22 protein-coding genes, 1 pseudogene and 1 riboswitch are annotated in these 21,216 nt (G+C 64.8%); of the genes and pseudogenes, 15 read left to right on the plus strand and 8 right to left on the minus strand.

Annotation, left to right across the window (positions count from 1 at the left end; all coding sequences use genetic code 11):
- Positions 1–80: 80 nt before the first annotated feature.
- The 8 genes from H8A92_RS13925 (at position 81) to H8A92_RS13960 (ending at position 9,635) form a co-directional block, all read left to right on the plus strand.
- Entirely contained in the window at positions 81–1,238 is a 1,158-nt protein-coding gene (locus H8A92_RS13925; protein ID WP_163153354.1) for a thiolase domain-containing protein, read from the plus strand.
- Complete coding sequence (locus H8A92_RS13930; protein WP_229196353.1) at positions 1,238–1,627, plus strand: Zn-ribbon domain-containing OB-fold protein; 390 nt, start codon at positions 1,238–1,240, stop codon at positions 1,625–1,627. Before H8A92_RS13925 ends, H8A92_RS13930 begins: the two co-directional genes overlap by 1 nt.
- A gap of 200 nt (positions 1,628–1,827) precedes the next feature.
- Positions 1,828–2,688 (plus strand): MaoC family dehydratase, encoded by an 861-nt coding sequence (locus H8A92_RS13935; protein WP_229196354.1) that lies wholly within the window; start codon positions 1,828–1,830, stop codon positions 2,686–2,688.
- A gap of 78 nt (positions 2,689–2,766) precedes the next feature.
- A complete protein-coding gene (locus H8A92_RS13940) occupies positions 2,767–3,648 on the plus strand; it encodes an SDR family oxidoreductase (protein ID WP_229186831.1) in 882 nt (293 codons plus the stop codon).
- A gap of 145 nt (positions 3,649–3,793) precedes the next feature.
- Positions 3,794–4,750 (plus strand): dihydrodipicolinate synthase family protein, encoded by a 957-nt coding sequence (locus tag H8A92_RS13945; RefSeq protein ID WP_229196355.1) that lies wholly within the window; start codon positions 3,794–3,796, stop codon positions 4,748–4,750.
- 3 nt (positions 4,751–4,753) lie between these two features.
- The gene (locus H8A92_RS13950) at positions 4,754–5,554 is read left to right on the plus strand and encodes an NUDIX hydrolase (RefSeq protein WP_229196356.1); all 801 of its coding nucleotides are present in this window, start codon (positions 4,754–4,756) and stop codon (positions 5,552–5,554) included.
- A 203-nt stretch (positions 5,555–5,757) separates the two neighbouring features.
- On the plus strand, positions 5,758–6,663 hold the full coding sequence (locus H8A92_RS13955) for a DMT family transporter (protein WP_229196357.1): 906 nt from the start codon (positions 5,758–5,760) through the stop codon (positions 6,661–6,663).
- Positions 6,664–6,953: 290 nt separating this feature from the next.
- A complete protein-coding gene (locus H8A92_RS13960; protein WP_229196358.1) occupies positions 6,954–9,635 on the plus strand; it encodes a PAS domain S-box protein in 2,682 nt (893 codons plus the stop codon).
- Positions 9,636–9,684: 49 nt separating this feature from the next.
- Here H8A92_RS13960 and H8A92_RS13965 read toward each other — a convergent pair whose 3' ends face one another.
- From H8A92_RS13965 to glsA, 4 genes are all read right to left on the minus strand, one after another.
- Positions 9,685–11,055, minus strand: coding sequence for a metal-dependent hydrolase family protein (locus tag H8A92_RS13965; RefSeq protein WP_229196359.1), 1,371 nt, complete (start codon positions 11,053–11,055; stop codon positions 9,685–9,687).
- Positions 11,056–11,154: 99 nt separating this feature from the next.
- Positions 11,155–11,718, minus strand: a complete 564-nt coding sequence (locus H8A92_RS13970) for an HdeD family acid-resistance protein (protein WP_229196360.1) — start codon at positions 11,716–11,718, stop codon at positions 11,155–11,157.
- A 24-nt stretch (positions 11,719–11,742) separates the two neighbouring features.
- Complete coding sequence (locus H8A92_RS13975) at positions 11,743–13,395, minus strand: MFS transporter (protein WP_229196361.1); 1,653 nt, start codon at positions 13,393–13,395, stop codon at positions 11,743–11,745.
- A 69-nt stretch (positions 13,396–13,464) separates the two neighbouring features.
- Entirely contained in the window at positions 13,465–14,460 is a 996-nt protein-coding gene (glsA, locus tag H8A92_RS13980; protein ID WP_229196362.1) for a glutaminase A, read from the minus strand.
- 354 nt (positions 14,461–14,814) lie between these two features.
- On the opposite strand from glsA, the gene H8A92_RS13985 reads away from it, so the two are divergent.
- Positions 14,815–15,024: a hypothetical protein gene (locus H8A92_RS13985; protein WP_163153373.1), complete on the plus strand. Its 210-nt coding sequence runs from the start codon at positions 14,815–14,817 to the stop codon at positions 15,022–15,024.
- 16 nt (positions 15,025–15,040) lie between these two features.
- Positions 15,041–15,589, plus strand: a pseudogene (locus tag H8A92_RS13990) (SMP-30/gluconolactonase/LRE family protein); the annotation flags it as partial.
- Between the two features lie 159 nt (positions 15,590–15,748).
- Here H8A92_RS13990 and H8A92_RS13995 read toward each other — a convergent pair.
- Positions 15,749–16,099, minus strand: coding sequence for a GrlR family regulatory protein (locus H8A92_RS13995; protein WP_026192881.1), 351 nt, complete (start codon positions 16,097–16,099; stop codon positions 15,749–15,751).
- A 323-nt stretch (positions 16,100–16,422) separates the two neighbouring features.
- On the opposite strand from H8A92_RS13995, the gene H8A92_RS14000 reads away from it, so the two are divergent.
- Positions 16,423–16,779, plus strand: coding sequence for a hypothetical protein (locus tag H8A92_RS14000; RefSeq protein WP_194461358.1), 357 nt, complete (start codon positions 16,423–16,425; stop codon positions 16,777–16,779).
- Positions 16,780–16,794: 15 nt separating this feature from the next.
- Here H8A92_RS14000 and H8A92_RS14005 read toward each other — a convergent pair whose 3' ends face one another.
- Complete coding sequence (locus H8A92_RS14005; protein WP_229196363.1) at positions 16,795–17,178, minus strand: VOC family protein; 384 nt, start codon at positions 17,176–17,178, stop codon at positions 16,795–16,797.
- A gap of 264 nt (positions 17,179–17,442) precedes the next feature.
- Between H8A92_RS14005 and H8A92_RS14010 the strand changes: the two genes are divergently transcribed.
- Positions 17,443–18,054: a hypothetical protein gene (locus H8A92_RS14010; RefSeq protein WP_229196364.1), complete on the plus strand. Its 612-nt coding sequence runs from the start codon at positions 17,443–17,445 to the stop codon at positions 18,052–18,054.
- Positions 18,055–18,271: 217 nt separating this feature from the next.
- Positions 18,272–18,802, plus strand: a complete 531-nt coding sequence (locus H8A92_RS14015; protein ID WP_229196365.1) for a hypothetical protein — start codon at positions 18,272–18,274, stop codon at positions 18,800–18,802.
- 104 nt (positions 18,803–18,906) lie between these two features.
- Here H8A92_RS14015 and H8A92_RS14020 read toward each other — a convergent pair whose 3' ends face one another.
- Positions 18,907–19,317: a hypothetical protein gene (locus H8A92_RS14020; protein ID WP_229196366.1), complete on the minus strand. Its 411-nt coding sequence runs from the start codon at positions 19,315–19,317 to the stop codon at positions 18,907–18,909.
- Positions 19,318–19,520: 203 nt separating this feature from the next.
- Positions 19,521–19,600: riboswitch (ZMP/ZTP riboswitch) on the plus strand.
- 15 nt (positions 19,601–19,615) lie between these two features.
- Between H8A92_RS14020 and H8A92_RS14025 the strand changes: the two genes are divergently transcribed.
- Both H8A92_RS14025 and H8A92_RS14030 read left to right on the plus strand, forming a co-directional pair.
- Positions 19,616–20,479 carry a bifunctional 5,10-methylenetetrahydrofolate dehydrogenase/5,10-methenyltetrahydrofolate cyclohydrolase gene (locus H8A92_RS14025; protein WP_229196367.1) on the plus strand — a complete coding sequence of 288 codons (864 nt, stop codon included), beginning with the start codon at positions 19,616–19,618 and terminating at the stop codon, positions 20,477–20,479.
- A gap of 155 nt (positions 20,480–20,634) precedes the next feature.
- The gene (locus H8A92_RS14030; RefSeq protein ID WP_229196368.1) at positions 20,635–20,985 is read left to right on the plus strand and encodes a MaoC/PaaZ C-terminal domain-containing protein; all 351 of its coding nucleotides are present in this window, start codon (positions 20,635–20,637) and stop codon (positions 20,983–20,985) included.
- A gap of 97 nt (positions 20,986–21,082) precedes the next feature.
- Here the strand turns inward: H8A92_RS14030 and H8A92_RS40805 are convergent, their stop codons facing one another.
- The gene (locus H8A92_RS40805) at positions 21,083–21,208 is read right to left on the minus strand and encodes a hypothetical protein (protein WP_274613369.1); all 126 of its coding nucleotides are present in this window, start codon (positions 21,206–21,208) and stop codon (positions 21,083–21,085) included.
- Between the last annotated feature and the right edge of the window lie 8 nt (positions 21,209–21,216).

The following is a 21,216-nucleotide window of genomic DNA, read 5'->3' on the forward strand; positions in this document are numbered from 1 at the left end:
CGGAATATTTCCGCGCTTGCCAAGGTCGCGTCGTCGGTTCAGAAAAAAGCTGGAGATGAAAAACGCCAGCGGAGAGCGATTTGACCATCAAGGGCAAGGCCTACATTGCCGGGATCTACGAACATCCCACCCGGCATGCACCCGATAAATCAACTGCACAGCTTCATGCCGAGGTCGCCAAGGGTGCGATCGAGGATGCCGGGCTCACCAAGGACGACATCGACGGCTATTTCTGCGCCGGCGATGCGCCGGGTGGGCTGTGGCCGATGGTCGATTACCTCGGCCTCAACACCAAGAAGCTGCGCCACATCGACTCCACCGAGACCGGTGGCTGTTCGTATCTGATCCATCTCGGCCACGCTGCCGAGGCGATCGCCGCGGGCAAGTGCTCGGTCGCGCTGGTCACGCTGGCGGGCAAGCCGCGCACCGGCCCGATGCCGCCGCGCGCGTCCGGTGCCGAGGCCGATTTCGAATTGGCCTACGGGGCTACCACGCACAATGCCTATGGCATGTGTGCCATGCGCCATATGCACGACTACGGCACCACCTCCGAGCAGCTCGCCTGGATCAAGGTCGCGGCCTCGCATCACGCGCAATACAATCCGCATGCGATGCTCAAGGAGGTCGTCACCGTCGAGGACGTGCTGAACTCGCCGATGATCTCTGACCCGCTGCACCGGATGGATTGCTGCGTCGTCACCGATGGCGGCGGCGCAATGATCGTCACCACGCCGGAGATTGCGAAGAGCCTGAAGAAGCCGCTGGTGCGGCTGATCGGCCACGGCGAGGCGGCAAAAGGCCCGCGCGGCGGCAAGGATCTCGATCTGACTTATTCCGCCGGCGTGTGGTCCGGCCCGCGCGCCTTCGAGGAAGCGGGCGTGACGCCGAAGGACATCAAGTACGCCTCGATCTATGACAGCTTCACCATCACGGTGCTGATGCAGCTCGAAGACCTCGGCTTCTGTAAGAAGGGCGAGGGCGGCAAGTTCGTCGCCGACGGCAATCTGATCTCGGGTGTCGGCAAGCTGCCGTTCAACACCGATGGCGGCGGCCTGTGCAGCAACCATCCGGTCAATCGCGGCGGCATGACCAAGATCCTCGAGGCTGTGCGCCAGTTGCGCGGCGAGGCGCATCCGAAGGTGCAGGTGAAGAACTGCGACCTCGCGATCGCCCACGGCACCGGCGGTCTGCTCGGCGTTCGCCACGCCGCCTCAACCTGTATTCTGGAGCGTGCGTGATGTCTGAAGCCAAGAAGTACAATGCCCCGGTGACCAATCCGGAGAGCGCGCCGTTCTGGGAAGCGGCGAAGGCGGGCGAGTTCATGATCAAGCGCTGCACCACCTGCGGCGAAGCGCACTACTTTCCGCGCGCGATCTGCCCGTTCTGCTTCTCCGACAAGACGGTGTGGGAGGAATCGAGCGGCGAGGCCACGGTCTACACCTACAGCCTGATGCGGAAGTCGCCGACCGGTCCCTATGCGATCGCCTATGTGACGCTGAAGGAAGGTCCGTCGCTGCAGACCAACATCGTCGATTGCGATCTGGAGACGGTGAAGATCGGCCAGAAGGTCAAGGTGGTGTGGAAGCCGACCGACGGCGCCCCGCTGCCATTCTTCACGCCGGCCTGAAGTACCTTCCCCCTTGCGGGGGAAGGTGGCAGCCGAAGGCTGCCGGAAGAGGGGTATCTCTCCGCGAGAGATGTGTTTGCGGTGGCAACCCCTCTCCCAAACGAGTTTGCGTTTGATGCCGGTGTAGCCCTCTCCCGCAAGGGGAAAGGGCGCAATAACGGGCAGCGCTGAAGCAAGAACAATTCGGGGAGAAAACGACAATGCCGATTGTGTACGAACAGCTGATGGCCCTGAAGAATCTCGGCCAGAAATACAGCTACGCCGACCGCGACGTCATGCTCTACGCCTATGGTATCGGCCTCGGCGCCGATCCGATGGACGAGAAGGAACTCGCCTTCGTCAATGAGGGCGTGCTGACGCCCCGTCCACTGAAGGTGGTGCCGACCTTTGCGTCGGTTGCGGCCTGGGGCGCAGGCCCCGGCGAGATGAACCTGAACCGCGTGATGGTGGTCGACGGCGAGCGCGACATCACCTTCCACAAGCCGTTCGCGACCGCGGCCCACATCACGGCCGACTCGACCGTTCTCGACGTGTTCGACAAGGGCAAGGACAAGGGCGCCGTGATCCGTCACCAGACCGTGCTCAGGGACGAGAAGGGCGAGAAACTCGCAACGCTCGTGGCCTCGCGCTTCGCCCGCGGCGACGGCGGCTTCGGCGGCCCGTCGGACGGCCAGCCCGAGCCGCACAAGGTGCCGGAACGGGCGCCGGACAAGGTGGTCGACATCACGACGCGGCCCGACCAGGCGCTGATCTACCGTCTCTGCGGCGACCGCAATCCGCTGCACTCAGATCCGGAGTTTGCGAAAAAGGCCGGCTTCCCGCGGCCGATCCTGCACGGCATGTGCACCTACGGCATCACCTGCCGCGGCGTGCTGCAGACCTATGCCGACTACGATCCGTCAGCCTTCAAGCAGCACGCGGCGCGGTTCTCCTCGCCGGTGTTTCCCGGCGAGACCGTGACCATGGAGCTGTGGAAGGACGGCAATGTGGTGTCGTTCGAGGCCAAGGTGAAATCGCGCGGCGTCACCGTGATCAAGAGCGGCAAGACGGTGCTGGCGTAGTCGCGCGCGACAGCCGTTATCTCCCTCGCCCCGCAAGCGGGGAGAGGTGAAGAAGAAACAATAAACGGAGAAACAACCATGGGATTACTCGACGGCAAGGTGGCGCTGATCACGGGCGCCGGCGGCGGACTCGGTGAAGCCTACGCAAAACTGTTTGCGCGCGAGGGCGCGGCCGTGGTGGTCAACGATCTCGGCGGCCCGCGCGACGGCTCGGGCTCCGACAAGTCGATGGCCGACAAGGTGGTCGACGCAATCAAGGCCGAGGGCGGCCGTGCGGTCGCCAACGGCGCCGATATCTCGACCTTGGCCGGCGGCCAGTCGGTGTTCGACGATGCGATCAAGCATTTCGGCCGCGCCGACATCCTGGTCAACAACGCCGGCATCCTGCTCGACGAGACCTTCCACAAGGCCAAGGAAGCCAACTGGGACAGAGTGATGAAGGTGCATCTCAAAGGCACCTTCTGCTGCACCCAGCCGGTGTTCAAATGGATGCGCGACAACGGGGGCGGCGTCATCGTCAACACGTCGTCGACGTCGGGCCTGATCGGCAATTTCGGCCAGACCAATTACGGCGCGGCCAAGGGTGGCATCTGGGGCCTCTCCAACGTGCTGGCGATCGAGGGCCGCAAGTACAACATCCGGATCTGGACGCTGGCGCCGGGCGCGCTGACCCGCATGACCGCGGACCTGCCGCGCTACAAGGAGAACCCGGGTGCGGCGCTCGGACCTGACGGCATCGCGCCGGCCGTGCTCTACATGGTCAGCGACCTGTCGGGTGACCAGACCGGCAAGGTGCTCGGCGTCTCGGGTCCGCGCGGCGTCCGCGAGATGCGGATGATGGAAATGGAAGGCTGGACGCCGCCATTCACCGGGTGGAAGGCTGAGGATATCGTCACCCACGCCAACGAAATCTTCTTCTCGGAGGACGAGATCAAGAAGTCGGCGCGGCGGTTCAAGTAAGGACAGACAGATGCCATTCCGGCGCGATGCGCGGCATCGGGCCGGAATGGATGACCCGCGACCGGGGGTAGGGAGGGGCTTCCGGATGCGCAATGGCGCAGCCGGAAATGAGGCTGTATAGAGGGCGGAAACAGACGAGGCACCCATGACCAAACTCACCGCCCAGGCCGCAGGAACCTTCGCGATCGCGCCGACCCCGTTCCACGACGACGGCCGCATCGACGAGGCGTCGATCGATCGGCTGACCGATTTCTACACCGAGGTCGGCTGCGACGGCGTCACGGTGCTGGGCATCCTGGGCGAGGCGCCGAAGCTCGATGCCGCGGAGGCCGAGCAGGTCGCGCTGCGCTTCGTCAAGCGCGCCAAGAAGCTGCAGGTGATCGTCGGCGTCTCGGCGCCGGGCTATGCCACGATGCGCTCGCTGGCGAAGAAGTCGATGGATGCGGGCGCCGCCGGCGTCATGATCGCGCCGCCGCCGCATCTGCGCACCGACGACCAGATCATTGGCTATTTCAAGCAGGCGCAGGAAGCGATCGGCGACGATATTCCCTGGGTGCTGCAGGACTACCCACTGACGCTGACCGTCGTGTTCACGCCCGCCGTGATCCGCAAGATCGTGATGGATTCGCCGTCCTGCGTGATGCTCAAGCACGAGGACTGGCCGGGGCTGGAGAAGATCTCGACCCTGCGCAATTTCCAGAAGGACGGCTCGCTGCGGCCGCTGTCGATCCTGGTCGGCAATGGCGGCCTGTTCCTCGATTTCGAGATGGAGCGCGGCGCCGACGGCGCGATGACGGGCTATGCCTTCCCTGAGCTCCTGATCGACGTCGTCAATCTCTCCAAGGCCGGCAAGCGTGATGCCGCGCACGATCTGTTCGACGCGCATCTGCCGCTGATCCGCTACGAGCAGCAGCCCGGCGTTGGCCTCACCGTGCGCAAATACGTGCTGCAGAAGCGCGGCATCATTTCCTCCAGCGCCCAGCGCAAGCCCGGTGCTGTGATCACGCCGCAGGCGAAGGCCGAGGTCGACTATCTGCTCTCCCGCGTGGCGCGCGTTGACCGCCGTGCCAATCTGCAACCACAATCCAGCGCCGCAGGCTAAATAATGACCGAGATCGTTGCTCCGCGCCTTGCCTCAACTGTGCTCTTGCTGCGCGACGGCGCCTCGTCACGCGAGATCGAAGTCTTCATGATGGTTCGCCATCACCAGATCGAGTTCAATTCGGGGGCGCTGGTATTTCCGGGCGGCAGCGTCGACAAGAACGACAAAGAGATCGCCGCCGATCCCGCGCTCTATTCGGGCGGCGAAGGGCTCGACGGCGACGCGCTCGGTTTCCGCATCGCGGCGATCCGCGAAACCTTCGAAGAGAGCGGCATCCTGCTGGCGCGGCCGCAGGGCTCGAAGGATCTGGTCGACGCCGGGCGTGCGAACGAGATCGCCACCGCGCATCGTGCGGCGTTGAACGAAGGCAAGATCACCTTCCTCAAGGTGCTGACCGACAACGGCATCGTGCTCGCGCTCGACGAGCTCGTGCCCTATGCACACTGGATCACGCCGGAGGGCATGCCGAAGCGCTTCGACACCTGGTTCTTCCTGGCCGCAGCGCCCCCCGAGCAGCTCGGCGCCCATGACGGCAAGGAATCGACCGATTCGATCTGGGTGTCGACGCGCGAAGCGCTGGAAGGCGGCGAGACCGGCCGCTTCAAGCTGCCATTCCCGACCACGCGCAACCTGATCAAGCTCGGCAAGCAGCCGAGCGTCGGCGCCGCGCTCGCCGACAGCAAGGGCAAATCGATCGTCGCCGTGATGCCGGTGATGACCAAGACCGCCTCCGGCCGTCAGCTTCGCATTCCCAAGGAAGCCGGCTACGACGGCGAGGTGTTCGACGTCGGTGCGATGGGCTAGCGTTATCCGTCATCCTGAGGTGCGCGCTCTTGCGCGCCTCGAAGGATGTACGGCCCGGCTGGTGGCCGTCGACCCTTCGAGGCTCGCTCCGCTCGCACCTCAGGGTGACGGATCACTCCCTTCACACTTCGGTCAACACTGAAACATCATCGGCTACCATCTTGGTAGCTTCCGTCTCAATCACCGAGACGGAAGCGCAGCCCATGACCACGCCCCGCCAGCCCAACATGGCCTTCGAGCTGGCGCTGCTGCTCGCGCTCGCCACGCTCTGGGGCGGCTCCTACACGTTCATCAAGCTCGGCGTCGCGACCATCCCGCCGATCACGCTGATCGCGGCGCGCACCGCGATCGCGGGGGTCTTGCTGCTCGTCATCATGCGGATGCGCGGCGTGACGATGCCGACCGATGGTGCGACCTGGCGGCGCTTCATCTTCCAGGCCTGTCTCAACAGCGTGATCCCGTGGACGCTGATCGCCTGGGGCGAGCGCTTCGTCGATGCCGGGCTCGCCACCATCCTCAATTCGGCCTCGCCGATCTTCACCTTCCTGTTCACCGTCGCGATCACCCGCCACGAGGCCGCGAGCCCGCGGAAGCTGTTCGGGGTGATCGCCGGTATGACTGGGATCTGTCTGATCGTGGGCGTCGAGGCATTCCGCGATCTCGGGGAGGGGATCGTGGCCGAGGTCGCGATCGTTGCCGCCACCATCTGTTACGCCTGCGCCGCGATCTTCAGCCGCGGCTTCAAGGGGCTCGATCCGATGGCGCCGGCAGCCGGCTCGCTGATCGCGGGCGCTGCGATGCTGATTCCCCTCAGCCTTGCCGTCGAACGGCCCTGGACGCTAGCGCCGTCGGCGAGCTCGCTCGCTGCATTGCTGGCGCTTGCGGTGTTCTCGACCGCGATCGCCTTCGTGATCTACTTCCGTCTGATCCAGACCCTGGGTTCGGTCGGCACCACCGCACAGGCCTATCTGCGGGTGCCGATCGGGGTTGCGCTCAGCGTCGCTCTTCTGGGCGAGCGGCTGAGCCCGACCGCGTGGATCGGGCTGGCCTGTGTCGTGATCGGCGTCGCCGCGATGACGATTCCTGCGCGAAGGGTTGCCGCCGCCTGAGGCCATCGCCGCGATGACGATTCCTGCGCGACGGGTCGCTACCGCCTGAGGTCGTCGCCGCGACGGCGATTCCGGCGCGTAGGGTCGCCGCGGCCCGAAGTTTCGTCCGCCGAACAGCATCAGGACGCCGGCGTCCCGCCGGACCGAGGCCGAAGGCCTGTACCGGAATCGGTCACCGGCGGCCCCTCCGGGTGACACCGGTCACACCGCCGGCCGGGCCCTTCAGCATGTTTCCCCAACGCCCGTAATTTCCCGTATATTGGGGCGCATTGGACCCCGGCCTCGATGACATGACCGCTGAATTGCCGCCGAATTCGCAAGCGCCGCGCGCGTTCTCCCTCTCTATTGGCCAGCTCACGTTCGGCAGCTTCCTGCTGGTGCTGGCTGTGATCATCGTCACATCTACGGCCAGCGTGATCGCGATTCGCCACATCGATACGACCTTCGCCGAGCTGCAGCGGCTGCAAAGCGTCGGCGACATTGCCGAGGATATCGACCGTCGCACCAACGAGCTGAGGTTGGCGGCGCGGGACTTCGTCACGGAGCCCGGCAACCAGTCCGCCCAGGTCGCTCAGGCGGCCCAGTCGCTGAGCGAGATCCTGAAGAAGACCCGCATCGAGCTGGCGCCCGAGCAACAGGACATGATCGACGGCGTCACCCAGCGGCTGGCGACCTATCGCAGCGGGATCGAGCGCATCTCGGCGCTGCTCAGCCGCCGCGCGGAGATTGTCGCCGGGCTGCCGCCGCTGCGCGACGCCTTCGACAAGGCGCTCGCCGAGAGCAACGATGCGGCGCTGGCGAACACGCTGTCGCGGATACAGAGCGGCATTGCCACCGCGCTGCTGGCGCACAACACGTCCGCGGCCGAGCATGCCGCGCAAAGCATGCGGGCGATGACCATCGCCGATCCGACCCTGCGCAGCGCGGTCGACAATTATGCCGAGGCGATCAGCGCGATTTCGGTGCGCGAGGGCCAGATCGCCGACATCGACCGCGAAGTGCTCGGCGCCGAGGGCCGGCTGATCCAGAAGGTGACCGAGCTGTTGCGCGAACTCAGCTCCCGTCGCGGCCATGTGCTGTCGCGCGATTTTGCGCGGACGCTGGCTGAAGCAAAATGGCAGAGCATCGTGCTCGGCACGGCGGGCGTGCTGATCGGCCTGTTCGCCTCGGTGCTGGTGGTTCGACGCACCGTCCGGCCGCTCGCCAGGATCGCCGGCTCGATCCGCAAGGTCGCGGGCGGCGAGAAGAGCGCCTTCATTCCCGGAGCCGACCTCGACAACGAGATCGGCGACATCGCGCGCGCCGCCGAGGTGTTCCGCCAGACCCTGGTCGACGCCGACAGCGCGCGCGAGGCGGCGTTACGCGCGCTCGCCGAGCAGCGGCTCGCAGAAGAGAGCTACCACAAGCTGTTTGAGGCGTCGGTCGACGGCATCTATGTCACCACGCCGGGCGGCACGCTGCTCAACGCCAATCCGGCGCTGGCGCGGATGATGGGCTATGCCACGCCGCAGGACCTGATCAACGGCATCGACGACATCGCAACTACCGTCTATGTCGATCCGGCGGCACGCGAGCAATACATGCAGTTGATGCAGCGCGACGGCACGGTGCGCGACTACGAGTATCAGGTCCGTTCGCGCGACGGCACCGTGCTGTGGTTGTCGGATTCCGCAACCGTCGTGCGCAACGACGAGGGCGAGGTGATCCGCTACGAAGGCACGGTGCGCGATATCACCGACCAGAAGCGCGCCGAAGACGCGATCGCCGAAGGCCGGCGGCTGTTGCAGATGGTCATCGACACGGTGCCCGCCGTCATCAACGTCAAGGACCACGACCTGCGCTACGTGCTGATGAACCGCTACATGGCGGGGATCTTCGGTATCGAGCCGCAGGACGCGATCGGCCAGACCACCGCCGAGCTGATGGCGCGCTACGGCGCCGCCAAGACCGACGAGAACGACAAGCGCGTGCTGTCGGCGCGCCGCGAACTTGGCTTCTACGAAGAAGAGTACAAGGACGCCGCCGGCAACATGCGGCAATGGCTGGTCAACAAGCTGCCGATCCTCGATGCGCATGGCGACATTGAGAACATCGTCACGGTCGCGCTCGATATCGGCGATCGCAAGCGATCCGAGCAGGAGATGCGCAAGGCGAGGGATTCCGCGGAAGCCGCGCTGCGCAATCTCCGGGAAACCCAGAATTCGCTGATCGAGGCCGAGAAGCTCGCCGCCCTCGGCCGCCTGGTGGCCGGAGTCGCCCACGAGGTCAACAACCCCGTCGGCATCAGCCTGACGGTAGCGTCCGCGCTGGAGCGCAAGACCGCGATTTTCGGCGCTCAGGTCGAACGCGGCGACCTCAGGCGCTCGAGCCTCAACGACTTCCTCAACACCGCGCGCGATGCCTCGTCGCAGCTGGTCGCCAATCTCAACCGTGCCGCAGAACTGATCCAGTCGTTCAAGCAGGTTGCCGCCGACCGCAACTATTCAGACCAGCGCACCTTCGATCTCGGCGATCTCACCGAGCAGGTGGTGATGAGTCTGCGGCCCGGCCTGCGCAAGCACAATCTGACGCTCAACGTCGACTGCGAGCCGAACCTGATCATGAATTCCTATCCGGGACCGTACGGCCAGGTGCTGACCAATCTGTTCCTCAACGCAGTCGCGCATGCGTTTCCGGACGGCAAGGCCGGCGAGGTCGAGATCCAGGTTCACGCGTCCGGCGGCGACAATGTCGAGGTGATCTTCGCCGATAATGGCTGCGGCATGAGCATCGATGTCCGCCGCCGCGCCTTCGACCCGTTCTTCACGACGCGGCGCGATCAGGGCGGCACCGGGCTCGGCCTGCACATCGTCTATAGCATCGTCACCAACCGCCTCGGCGGGCGGCTCTCGCTCGATTCCGCGCCGGGCCACGGCACGCGGATCCAGATGATCCTGCCGCGGGTCGCGCCGCTGGAGCAGGCCGCGGAGTAGGCGGGCCGGGCGTCCGTCCGAGCCCAATCTCCATCATCCAAGCTGCGGTCTATCGCTTTGTCTCGCTGGCAAGCAGGTTCTTGTAGACTTTCCCGCCCTTCATGATGACCACAAAGCTCTTCGCGGGATCTTCGACCAGCTTGATGTTGTCGATCGGATTGCCGTCGACGAGCAGCAGGTCGGCCAGCGCCCCTTCCTCCACGACGCCGAGCTTGCCGGGATATGGATTTCGCAGGCCGGATAGAGTCAGAAGCTCGGCATTCGTCGATGTTGCCATGATCAATGCCTCGGCCGGCGTATACCAGCGAGTGAGGCTGGCCAGCATCGCGCCTTGCCGGTCCGCCAGCGCCTTCGAGAACAGGATGTCGGTGCCGAACGCGGTCTTGAGTCCATATTTCTTGGCGAGCGCATAGACCCGGTCGGTTCCCGCAACCACTTGCCGCAGCTTCTCCTGCTCCGCGGGCCCGAGGCCGCTTGCGCCGGTCAGATCGAGAAAGGGTTGCGTGCTCAACCAGATTCCTTTCTCGGCCATCAGTCGGGCCGTCGCGTCGTCCATCAGGTGCCCATGCTCGATGCACCTGACACCGGCCGCGATCGACCGCTGGATCGCAACCGACGTGTAGGCATGCGTGGCGACATAGGTGCCCCAGTTCGTGGCCGCTTCGACAGCGGCGCGCAGCTCGGGCTCGGTGAACGTGGACACGTCGATTGGACTGAACGGCGACGCCACGCCGCCGCCGGCGGTGAGCTTGACCTGTGAGGCCCCTTGCATGAGTTGCTCTCGTGCCCGCACGCGAACCTCATCCGGACTGTCCGCAATCATGCTGCCGCCGATTTTTTCCATGCGGCTGAGCATGCCGCCGATCGTGCGTGGCAGATCAGACAATTGCCGGAAATCGCCATGGCCGCCGGTGATCGAGATCACCGCGCCGGATGGATAGATACGTGGACCGGCCACGAGATCCTCGTCGATGGCTCGCTTGAGCCCAAAGGTCGGTCCGCCCATGTCGCGAACGGTGGTGAAGCCCCGCATCAGCGTGTCGGTCGCTTCGGCGGCCGCCAGCAGATTGTTGTAGCCGACGTCCCCGGCGATCGCAGACGCCGGCGTTGGGCGCACCAGCATCGCATGCCAATGTGCGTCGATAAGTCCGGGCATCAGGACGCGTTCGCCACCTTCGATCACCCGAGCATCGACTGTGATCGCCGCAGCCGAAATCTTCTCGATCTTGTTGTTCCTGACGAGAACGTTGGACGGCGCGGAGAGCGCGCTGTTCTTTCCGTCGAAAATGCGAACGTTCCGGAACAGGATCGCGGTGTCCTGTTGCGCCAGCGCGGCAGGCCCGACGCCGAGACTGGTTCCGATCGCGGCGAGCAGCGCGAAAACTCCGACGAGTCCACCCGGTGTTCTCAAACCTGACATATCCGATCTCCGCCACAGTCGGTATCCGGCGCCGGATTCCCAATCCTTCCGTGAAGGAGGGAGGCCGGCGCTATCGCGCATCGATGAGTTGGCGGGCCGCTACGCGGGCTTGGCGGCAGGCTGCCAGGCGTAGGTCAACCATCCGATGCCGTGGGAGAGAAGATCGATGCCCAGCAGCATTCCGAGCACCCACAGCCCCGTTGCCGGAAATCCCGTCAGGATGATCAGGCCGGCCAGGATGCCGAACGCCCCTGACGCCATCATGATCCAGCCGGCCTGTTGCCGATGGCCGATGCCGATCAGCACGCGGACGAAGCCAGAGACAAGCAGCATCAGGCCGAGCACATAGGTCAGGATCAACGCGCCGGTCACCGGTTGGCTCAGGAGGACGACGCCGGCCGCAACATAAAGGGCTCCGAGCAGCAACTGCCACACGAAACCTCCCCATCCCTTGGTCCAGAAGGCGTGCACGATCTCGAAGCCGCCGGCGAAGATCGCTGTCCAGCCGATGAAGATGGCACTGATGACGGTGAAGAACACGACGTCCCCGAGCACCAGCAGGCCCGCGGCGATCATCGCGATCCCGAGCAGAATACGCGCCCACAGAGGCGGTGTCGGCAGGCCCGTCAGGCCCGCCGTCGAACTGTTGTCATAGGTCGTCATGTCGTCCTCCTTGCGGACCTCCGGTCAGGCCGCTCGCTCGCGCTTCTCTGCCGCGTCGTCGTCCGGAATCTCTCCCGGCCGATAGTTCGGCAGATGTCCGGCCGGAATGACTGCCAGCAGGGCCAGGCCGGCCATGATCAACAGCCCGATCTTCAGGGCCCGCAGCCGGGCTTCGGTGTTGACCCGAACGGCTTCCTCGACCTGCTGCGGCGTGCCGCTTGTGCCTTCCAGCACGCTGCGCAGCCGGTCATTGCTGACGAAGGTGATATTGTTGAGATCAACCTGGCTCTGCAGCTCCTTGGTCAGCACCGGACTTGCCGTGATCTTGCCGAGGGCGATCGTGCTCAGGAGACCCACGAGAAGTGCGCCGGCGACCGCGGTGCCGACGGCGGCCGCCAGGTTCTGCGTGGTTCCGCGCAATGACCCGACATCTCCCGCCAATGCCTTGGGCGATGCCGTCACCAGGACGTTGAACAGCAGCGTCACCAGGGAGCCCTGGCCGATCCCGAACAGGATGAGGCCAAACAGTACGGGAACCTCGCTCCAGTCGTTGCGCACGACGAATGCGAGCCAGAGCAGCGCAACGGTGCAGAGCGCGAAGCCGAAGCGGCCGATCTGGCGCGGTGTCAGCCTGTCGTAGACATTGACGATGAGCATCGCCGAGAAGAAGACCGTGAGGTTGAACGGCATCATCGCGATCGCCGTCGCGATCGGCGAACGTCCCTGCACGATCTGGATGTAAAGCGGTACCGTGAAGTTCAGCGCCGCCTCCAGCGCGACCACTGCGAACAGCGCATAGACTGCACAGCGCTCTTCGGGCGATTCAATCACCTCCAGCGCCAGCAGCGGCGTCTTCCCCGCGGCCTGCTGCCGGTGCGTCCAGCTCAGGAAGGCCTGCCCGAGCACGACACCGAGCACGATCATGATCGGTGCCGGCGAAACGCCCAACAGATCGAACGGCGCGTTCGGCGTGGCGAGCGCCAACCCCCAACGATTGAGATTGTTGAATCCGAAGCTGATGAGAATGATCGCACTTGCGGCAAGGGCGACGCCGACGAGATCGATCTGGACGTCCGGGCGGCCCCGGTCGGCCCTCAGGCGGAAGCTGAGGACGAGGACGATCGCCGAAGCCGCGATCAGGATCCCGAACGCCGGGCGCCACCCGATATAGGTTCCGAACACGCCGCCGATAACGAATGCGAGCACGCCCGCCGCCGCGCGCGCCGAGCCCAGCGCACCAAGGGCGGTCGCCTGTTGGCGTCCGGCGTAGTTCTCGGCGATCAGGGCGACCAGCGACGGCACGATCACCGCGCCCGCGGCCCCGCAAAGTGCCTGCGCGGAAATCATGACGGCCGCCGTCGGGCTGAACGTCATCGCGAGCTGCGATACGAGGAAGAGCACCACCGCGATACGGAATACCTGCACAGCCCCGAACCTTTGGGCGAGCTTCGCGCCAAGCATGACGAACCCCGCCACAAGCATGGAGTAGGCCACGATCCCGGTCGCCACCGTGGTTGGGGGCACGCCGAAGCTCGCCACCATTCCCCCCAAGGCGACAGGCAACGATGCAACGTTGTACGACATGATCATCTGACCAAGCGCGATCGCGATCATTGGAACCCATGATGCCCGCTCTTCACGGTGGACGCCGTCGAACGACATTGCCTGTGTTGCCATCGCATCCTCCGATCTGATTGAGGTAGCGATCGGTCGGGCCGCGGCTCCGCCGATCTTGCGCGCATTCGTTCATCGTTCCGGTTGCGATACGAACAGATCCATGCCCAGCCGCTGCGACAGGAATTTTGCAGCGAGCTGGCCCCTCACGCTGTTGCCGGCCGCATCCAGCGGTGGCGCGAACGTGCCGAAACCACCTTTGCCGGGGGACACCGCGACGATGCCGCCGCCAATGCCGCTCTTTCCCGGCAGGCCGATGTCGTAGAGCCAGTCGCCCGATGTCTCGTACAATCCGGCGGTGACCATCACGGCCAGGACGTAGTGGCACACATCAGCGTCGACCACGCGCTGCCTGGTCACCGGGTTCACGCCGCCGTCAGCCAGCGTCGCGCCCATCACGGCCAGATCCCTGGCGCTGACATTCAGCGAACACTGCCGTGTGTAAAGGTCGGTCGCCTGTTTGGCGTCGCTGTAGATCCGCTCATAGCTTTCCAGCAAGCGAGCGATGCTTCGATTGCGGAAATTGGTCTCGGACGCGGATGCGTAGACCTCCTCGTTGAGCGGGAGGTTGCGGCCGGCGAAGCGCGACAGCCCGTCGTGGATGAATTTCCAGCGCTCCTCGATGGACTTTCCCGGCGCGAGGCTCGTGGTCGCGATCGCGCCGGCGTTCACCATCGGATTGGTCCGCCCGTTTCCCTGCTCGATTGCCGCGAGCGAGTTGAATGCCAGTCCGGTGGCGTTGGCGCCGAGCTTTTCGCGTGCCGCCTCAGGTCCGATCGTCTCGCAGATCAGCGCGAACAGGAACGGCTTCGAGACGCTCATGATGGAGAATTCGTGGTCGACGTCTCCCGCGCCATAGACACGCCCGCTGGTGCCAACGACACAGATGCCGAACAGCTCGCTCGGAACCCGGGCGAGGGCCGGATAGACCTGCGATCTGGTTCCATCGGTGTTGGACTTGAACCGTCGATGGGCGTCGTCCACAAGCGACTGCACCATCTCCGGGCCGGGCAAGTGGCCGGTCGAGACATAGGCTTGCTCTGGTTGATCGAGCGAATGCGACGCCATCGCATCACTCCGTCGAACGGACCGAATGCCGATCGGCTCCGTTCTAGAACACGACACGTTCTCCGCAGTCAGCGCCCAAGTTTCAATCGAGTCAATGTACAACCAAGGCTCGGTGCTGCGACCCGACCATCAATTATGTGCGAGGCTTGCGGTTGGAACGACGTCGGGTGCCGGATTGAGTGAGTGAGGCTGACATAATCGGTTTCAGTTTGAATCAAACCGCCGATGTCCGCGCGACACGCGATCAACGACAGATTGCAACTTTTCCGTCCGGGAGTAGCATCGTGCGCGCGTACGCGGACCGAGACTAAACGAGAAGAATATGGGGCATCATCTGAAGGAGCGAGGCGTACCATGGCGGCGCAAACAAGTGACGGACATTTGTTCCTGGTCAAGAAGCTTGGCGGCCTGATCTCAGTCATTATCGGATGCCTGCTGACCGCTGTTGGCGTGACATTCGAATCCACCGATACGATCGTGATCGGTGTCCTGTTTCTGATGCTTGGTGCCGTCCTGCTGGTGCTCAAGATCATGAGACGAAATCAGGAGAGCTCGCCCGGCTAGTCGGGGGCATCAGCGTATTCCGCGGCGGATCACGCGTACCGAGAAGAACGGCAAGATCACCGTGCTTGCCGACAACTTCGAGGGCAAGCGCCTCAATGCGCCGAACGACATCGTGGTGGAGTCCGACGACACGATCTGGTTCACCGATCCGGTGTTCGGCATCGCCGGCGAGTGGGAGGGCTTCAAGGCCAAGCGCGAGCAAGACAACACCAACGTGCTCCGCATCGGCACCGATGGAAAGCTGACCGCCGTCATCACCGATCTGGTCAATCCGAACGGGCTTGCCTTCTCGCCGGACGAGAAGAAGCTCTACGTGGTCGAGTGGAAGGGCACGCCGAGCCGCGGTATCTGGAGCTACGACGTCAATGCGGCCGGCACGGGGGGCAACAAATCCAGGCTGATCGACGCCGCCGATCAGGGATCGCTTGACGGCTTCCGCGTCGACAGCGACGGCAGTCTGTGGTGCGGCTGGGGCAGCAACGGTGCGCTGCAGTCTGAGCCGGCCGACGTGGGCGACCGTAAAGTCTATCAGCTCAAGGGCAGACCCGAAGATCTCGACGGCGTCAATAGCGACGAAGCAGTCCATGGCTCCGCTTGTCGCAGTATGGATTGCTTCGCTTCGCTCCCAATGACGTGGATCGGCCGATGCAGTATCCCCGTCATCCCCGCGCAAAGGCGAAGCCTTGGCGCGGGGGTAACGGGTCAAGCAGCGAGTCTCGAACCGCTAATTGATATCTGCGAGCTTGTGCAGCGTTGCACCGAAGATCAGGCTTGCCTTGCCGACCAGCGCAGTTCCACTCATGGTGCCGCGGGTATCGGTGAAGGTGCCGGAGACGCCGATGCCGACCGGCGCGGGTCCGCCGAACAGCGGGTTGTCGGTGTCGCGTGGCGTGGTGTGGCGTTGGACCAGGACCTCGCCCTTGAATGCGTCGCCCTTCACCGTGTAGCTGCCGGTGTAATACAGATAGGCATCGCCGCCGAGGATTTGCCCGTCGCGGAAAAGAATCACTCCGCTGCCCTTGCCGACGCGTCCATCCAGCAGGGTGACGTGGATTGAGTACAGCCCGTTCTTCATAACGTCCCATCGACCGGTTGCTACGCCCGCAGCAATCCGGATTGGTTTTTTATGCCAAAGCGAGCAACCTCGTGCAATGCGGCAGGTTGATTCCGGGGGTGTCCGGAGTGACCGTGGACCCTCGGTTCCTGCCAGCCGGTGTGACGGCGCGATGACAGCGGACCGTGCGCGCGAATCGAACTGGCCCGCGAAATGCATGGCTCTGGTTGCACTGGCCGGTGAGTGCTGGAGCAACATACATGACAGACAGGATGGAAGCCGGCGGCCGCTTTGCGGACCGGTATGACGATCCCGGAACCTTGGTTGGCCGCCGCCGCGGCTGGATGCGCGTATCCCTGCCGCTTGGTCTGGTCGCGCTGCTGTCGGTCGCCGCTGCGCAGCTTGCGCAGGCACGCGATCCCGACGGCCGCTACGCCAATTCGCCGCTCAAGGAATGGTTCGACGGTCTGCGCAGCGGCAAGGGGCCGTGCTGCTCGGACGCCGACGGCAGCGCGGTCAGCGATGTCGATTGGGAATCGAAGGACGGGCACTACCGCGTGCGCCTCGACGGAGCCTGGATCGATGTGCCCGATGAAGCCGTGGTCACCGAGCCCAACCGGGTCGGCCGCGCCATGGTCTGGCCGATCAAGAGCTACATGGGCGTGACGATCCGCTGCTTCATGCCGGGCAGCATGACGTAGCGGACGGTCGTCCGCTCAGACGTACTTCTTGTCGCGCTCGAGCAGTTCGATCGAGATGCCCTGCGGGCCGCGGATGAAGCAGATCCGCACGCCGGGGCGGATCGTGGTCGGCTCCTTGGTGAACTCGACGCCCCTGGCCTTGATCTCGGCCGCAACCGCGTCGATGTCCTTCACCGCCAGCCCGAAATGATCGAGCCCCTGATATGGCGTCACCGGCGGCGTGTTGACGCCGTCGCCCTGCGTCACCTCCGCGATGAACACCTTGGCGCCGCCGAGCTGGACGTCGATGCGGCCTGGGCCGCGGATGATCTCGCCGCCGAGGATGTCGCGCAGCCAGGTCGCGGTGGCCTCGGGATCGGGACTGCGCAGATGAACGTGGTCCCAGGTGACGACAGGCATTGCGATCTCCTTGTTGTTCTCGCGCCGCTCAGGTGCGCGGCACTTGCTCTCGGGCGGCGCGAACTTAGCGAGCGGCCGGCCGTGATGCCATCCCTCCATCCCTGTCGCAAGATTGCCGCCCGGAATGAAACCATTCCGGCGGTCAGCGATTGTTCTCGCGTGGCCGCTCGACCTGCGGCCGTCCCGGAAGCCGCAAGGTGCGGTGTTTGCGTGGCTTGTGGGTGTGTGGCGGCCTGACCGGGCTGCCGGGGTGAGGGCACGACGATGCGGATCGGTTTGGCGTCGTTTGGAAGGCTGGCCGCCGGACGTCTCGGTGAACGCGGCCTCTACGCCGGCCTGCTGCTGCCGCTGATCGCGATGGCCGGGATCGGCGCATGGTTCATGCTCCCCGAGCCCAGCGACGCCGGAGATCAGGATATCTGGCCGCTGTCGTCCGCCATCATCCGCACCGCGCAGAATGCATCGACCGGGACGCAGCCACAGTCCGCAAAGGACGTGCCGGGAGATGAGCCGGCCACGGTCGGGGTAGCCACCACCCCGCCGGCCGCAGAGGAGGCCAAGCCGTCCGAGCCCGCCGAAAGGTCGCCGCTGGGCCGGCTGCGGATCGCCTCGCAATCCTGGGAGCGCGGCGGGCTGGGTTCGAAGGTGCTGGTCACCCTGACGCTGCGTAATGCCAACGATTTCGCGGTCAAGGATATCGAGATCGCCTGCGCCTTCATTAGGCGCGACGGCAGCCCCCTGACCGAGCGCAAGCGGCTGATTTCGGACACCATCGCCATGAAGAGCCGCAAGACCTACTCGCGGATGTTGATCGGCTTCGTCAATGTTAACGCAAACAAGGCGAAATGTTCGCTCGTGACGGCGAGCCGCGTCTAAACTCTGCATCCCGAAAAAGTGACCGGGAATTGACTTGCCGGGTGAACCGTAACGGCCAGGCAGGAACTAACTAATAAGCCGACCGTTAGAGAACGACCCGGAAGCGCGGGATGGCGTCTGTCCGGGTGATCATGCGCAGACGATGAATTCGTCGCGCGATGGCTGATGTCGTCGCGCCGAGATGAACCGCGCCCATCGCGCGGGGGGAGCTACCAAGATGCCTGTGGCGCGTTATTTCCTGTTCGTTGGTGGCGTGCTGCTCGCGCTGCTTTTCGTCGTGAATGCCATCGTGCCGCAGGAGGCCGTGGTCGCCAGCCAGAACCAGAGCCTGTCGTCGCCCGCCGTCGACAACAAGACCGTGGTGCGGATCAAGTCGGTCCAGAAACTGCCGGAGCGGGTGGTATACGACACCAGCCTGCCGACCATCGTTCCGTCGCAGGTCAACGCGGTTGCCGCGGCAGCTCCCGCGACTGATCGCGAGGCCTCGGCTGAGGCCCGCGTCCGCAACACATTCGCCCAGTTCATTCCGCCGGAGAAGGCTGACACGAACAAGGTCGTTGCCGAGGCAAAGCCGGCTGAGCAGGCCGCGCCGGCCCAGCCGCAGGCGCCGAAGAAGCGCAAGGTCGCGCACAACCATAACCATTACCAGCAGCCGATGCGCTTCGCGCAGCCCGGTATGTATCAACCCTACCGCGTCGCCCAGCAGCAGCCGCGGATGGGCTTCTTCGGCGGCTTCGGCACCTGGTAAGCGGGGCCGCCACAGCCGGCAATCGATACGCCGCCGCAAGCACTTGCGGCGGCTTTTTCATGTCCGCGATTCCAGGGGGCAGCGTGCCGCCCGGCCTGGCGTGATTAACGCGGCAGGCGCGGAATCTTGTCGGCGAAGCCGTTGTAACAGGTCAGCCGCTCGTCCTCTTCCTTCACGAAACGGCATTCGTTGACGCCCTTGGCGGGGGCGGCCTTCGGCTTGGGCTGCGGCTTGAAGATCTCGTCGTAGCACATCAGCCGCTCCTTGGTGGCGTCGTCGATGTCGCCACAGGCCTGGAGCTTCTGCGCGACCGAGGGCGGCTTGCCCGGGGCAGGCTTCTCGCCCTTCTTGGCCGCCGACTTCTTGCCGACCTGGACCAGCGGCTTGTCGCCGACCATGGGCTGTGAGGCGGCCGGCTTGTCGGCGGCGGGTGGGGGAGCGGCGGCTGGAGCGGTGCCTTGGGCAAGCGCGGCAGCCGGGCACAGGAGCGCCAGCGCGAGGATGATATGTCTCATGTTGAAATGTCCGAAATGGCGTGATGACCGGAAGGATGGCGCCGGGGATCGGAAAAGCCCGGCAAGCGCCGAGGCTTATCGCAAGTTCTGCCCGAATCCTACCCCCAGGCGTGGTCCGCACGGCCCGATCCACCGGCAAAAACCGGCGCAATTCGTGGCCGGGGGAGCGTGATTTGCCTTTGCCCGGCCGGCGGCTATGACGGCGCCATCTGCGCGACTGGCGCTTGGATGGACCACCATCGGGGAGCGCAGAGACCAAACGCCGCGCGCCTGGGCACCGCTTCGAAACGGAGGTGCCATGACGGCGAACATTCTTGATGGGCACGCACATGCCCAAATTGTCATCGACAAGGTTGCTCACGAACTGGACCGGCTGCCCCGCGCACCGGGGCTTGCGGTCGTGCTGGTCGGCGACGACCCGGCGAGTCAAATCTATGTGCAGAGCAAGGTCCGGATGGCCGAACGGCTCGGCCTGCGCGGCGAGGTCGAACGGCTGCCGGATGATTGCAGCGAGGCCGATCTGCTTGCCAGGATCAAGGCGCTCAATGCGCGCGACGATATCGACGGCATCCTTATCCAGTTGCCGCTGCCGGCGCATATCGACAGTTTGCGTGTGATGGCGGCGGTCGATCCCGCAAAGGATGTCGACGGTCTGCACGCGCTGAACGCCGGCCGGCTGTTTCACGGCGACGAAGCGCTGGTGCCGTGCACGCCGCTCGGCTGTCTCCGGCTGATCAAGTCGATCCGGCCAGATCTCACCGGCGCCCATGCCGTGGTGATCGGCAGCTCCAACATCGTCGGCAAGCCGATGGCTGCGCTGCTGCTGCAGGAGCACGCGACCGTGACGCAGACCCACATCCATACCCGCGGCATCAGCAAGATCTGTCGTCAGGCCGATATCCTGGTAAGCGCGGTGGGCAAGGCCGGCCTCGTGCGCGGCGACTGGATCAAGCCGCAGGCCATCGTGATCGACGTCGGCACCACGCGCGTCGAGAAGCCGGAGGGCGGCTACGCCGTGTGCGGCGATGTCTCCTTCGACGAGGCGGTGCAGGTTGCCGGCGCGATCACGCCCGTGCCCCGCGGCGTCGGCCCGATGACGATCGCCTGCCTGATGGAGAACACCGTGAAGGCCGCAAAGGCGAGGGCGGCCCGGCTGCAGTAACGCGGGACGCCTTCGGCGATGTGCGCGAGCGGTAGGTGCCGTTCGCGCGCATCTCGTTCGCGCTTGGGCGTTCCGTGCGCGAACTTCACGACCCCGGAGGTAATGGAAAGCCAGCAGCGTTGGTCTATCGTCGCACCACAGACGGGAGGCGTGCGATGCTGTATGCGGAAGATCTCACCGAGGGCCAGACCTTCAGACTCGGCAGCTACACGATCGGCGAGGCGGAAATTCTGGAATTCGCCGGCAAGTATGATCCGGTGCCGATCCATACCGATCCCGTCGCGGCTGCTGCCGGCCCGTTCGGCGGCTTGATCGCAAGCGGCTTCAATACCATTGCGATCTATCAGCGCCTCGTCGTGGAGGCGATCTGGACCAGGGTGGCCGGCATCGTCGGACGAAGCTTCGAGATTCGCCTGCCGAGCCCGGTTCGGCCCGGAGCGACGCTGACCGGGCACTCCCGGATCGAGAAGATTACCATCGGCCGGAGCGGCACGACGCCGTCGTGATCTTCAAGACGGAGCTCGTCAACGACGAGCAGCGCCCGGTTCTTGTCCTCGTGCTCGATGCACTCATCCACATGCGGCCGGTGGAGCAGAGGTGAAGCTAGGTTCGCGCGCGAGCCTCGATCTCGTTGTCGCACAACGCTGCGGCCACTGTGGCAAGCCTGCGGCGGAACAGCAGCGTATTGGTGACGTCGTCCTTGATGCGGTCGTTCCGCTCCAACTTCACGCATTGGT

The sequence above is a fragment of the Bradyrhizobium acaciae genome, assembly GCF_020889785.1.
Taxonomy (GTDB): Bacteria; Pseudomonadota; Alphaproteobacteria; order Rhizobiales; family Xanthobacteraceae; genus Bradyrhizobium; species Bradyrhizobium acaciae.

Bases quoted from the DNA above. Each gene is read 5' to 3' on its own strand.
- H8A92_RS13930 (WP_229196353.1), top strand. From the start codon at position 1,238: ATGTCTGAAGCCAAGAAGTACAATGCCCCGGTGACCAATCCGGAGAGC.
- H8A92_RS13935 (WP_229196354.1), top strand. From the start codon at position 1,828: ATGCCGATTGTGTACGAACAGCTGATGGCCCTGAAGAATCTCGGCCAG.
- H8A92_RS13940 (WP_229186831.1), top strand. From the start codon at position 2,767: ATGGGATTACTCGACGGCAAGGTGGCGCTGATCACGGGCGCCGGCGGC.
- H8A92_RS13945 (WP_229196355.1), top strand. From the start codon at position 3,794: ATGACCAAACTCACCGCCCAGGCCGCAGGAACCTTCGCGATCGCGCCG.
- H8A92_RS13950 (WP_229196356.1), top strand. From the start codon at position 4,754: ATGACCGAGATCGTTGCTCCGCGCCTTGCCTCAACTGTGCTCTTGCTG.
- H8A92_RS13955 (WP_229196357.1), top strand. From the start codon at position 5,758: ATGACCACGCCCCGCCAGCCCAACATGGCCTTCGAGCTGGCGCTGCTG.
- H8A92_RS13960 (WP_229196358.1), top strand. From the start codon at position 6,954: ATGACCGCTGAATTGCCGCCGAATTCGCAAGCGCCGCGCGCGTTCTCC.
- H8A92_RS13965 (WP_229196359.1), bottom strand. From the start codon at position 11,055: ATGTCAGGTTTGAGAACACCGGGTGGACTCGTCGGAGTTTTCGCGCTG.
- H8A92_RS13970 (WP_229196360.1), bottom strand. From the start codon at position 11,718: ATGACGACCTATGACAACAGTTCGACGGCGGGCCTGACGGGCCTGCCG.
- H8A92_RS13975 (WP_229196361.1), bottom strand. From the start codon at position 13,395: ATGGCAACACAGGCAATGTCGTTCGACGGCGTCCACCGTGAAGAGCGG.
- glsA (WP_229196362.1), bottom strand. From the start codon at position 14,460: ATGGCGTCGCATTCGCTCGATCAACCAGAGCAAGCCTATGTCTCGACC.
- H8A92_RS13985 (WP_163153373.1), top strand. From the start codon at position 14,815: ATGGCGGCGCAAACAAGTGACGGACATTTGTTCCTGGTCAAGAAGCTT.
- H8A92_RS13995 (WP_026192881.1), bottom strand. From the start codon at position 16,099: ATGAAGAACGGGCTGTACTCAATCCACGTCACCCTGCTGGATGGACGC.
- H8A92_RS14000 (WP_194461358.1), top strand. From the start codon at position 16,423: ATGCGCGTATCCCTGCCGCTTGGTCTGGTCGCGCTGCTGTCGGTCGCC.
- H8A92_RS14005 (WP_229196363.1), bottom strand. From the start codon at position 17,178: ATGCCTGTCGTCACCTGGGACCACGTTCATCTGCGCAGTCCCGATCCC.
- H8A92_RS14010 (WP_229196364.1), top strand. From the start codon at position 17,443: ATGCGGATCGGTTTGGCGTCGTTTGGAAGGCTGGCCGCCGGACGTCTC.
- H8A92_RS14015 (WP_229196365.1), top strand. From the start codon at position 18,272: ATGCCTGTGGCGCGTTATTTCCTGTTCGTTGGTGGCGTGCTGCTCGCG.
- H8A92_RS14020 (WP_229196366.1), bottom strand. From the start codon at position 19,317: ATGAGACATATCATCCTCGCGCTGGCGCTCCTGTGCCCGGCTGCCGCG.
- H8A92_RS14025 (WP_229196367.1), top strand. From the start codon at position 19,616: ATGACGGCGAACATTCTTGATGGGCACGCACATGCCCAAATTGTCATC.
- H8A92_RS14030 (WP_229196368.1), top strand. From the start codon at position 20,635: ATGCTGTATGCGGAAGATCTCACCGAGGGCCAGACCTTCAGACTCGGC.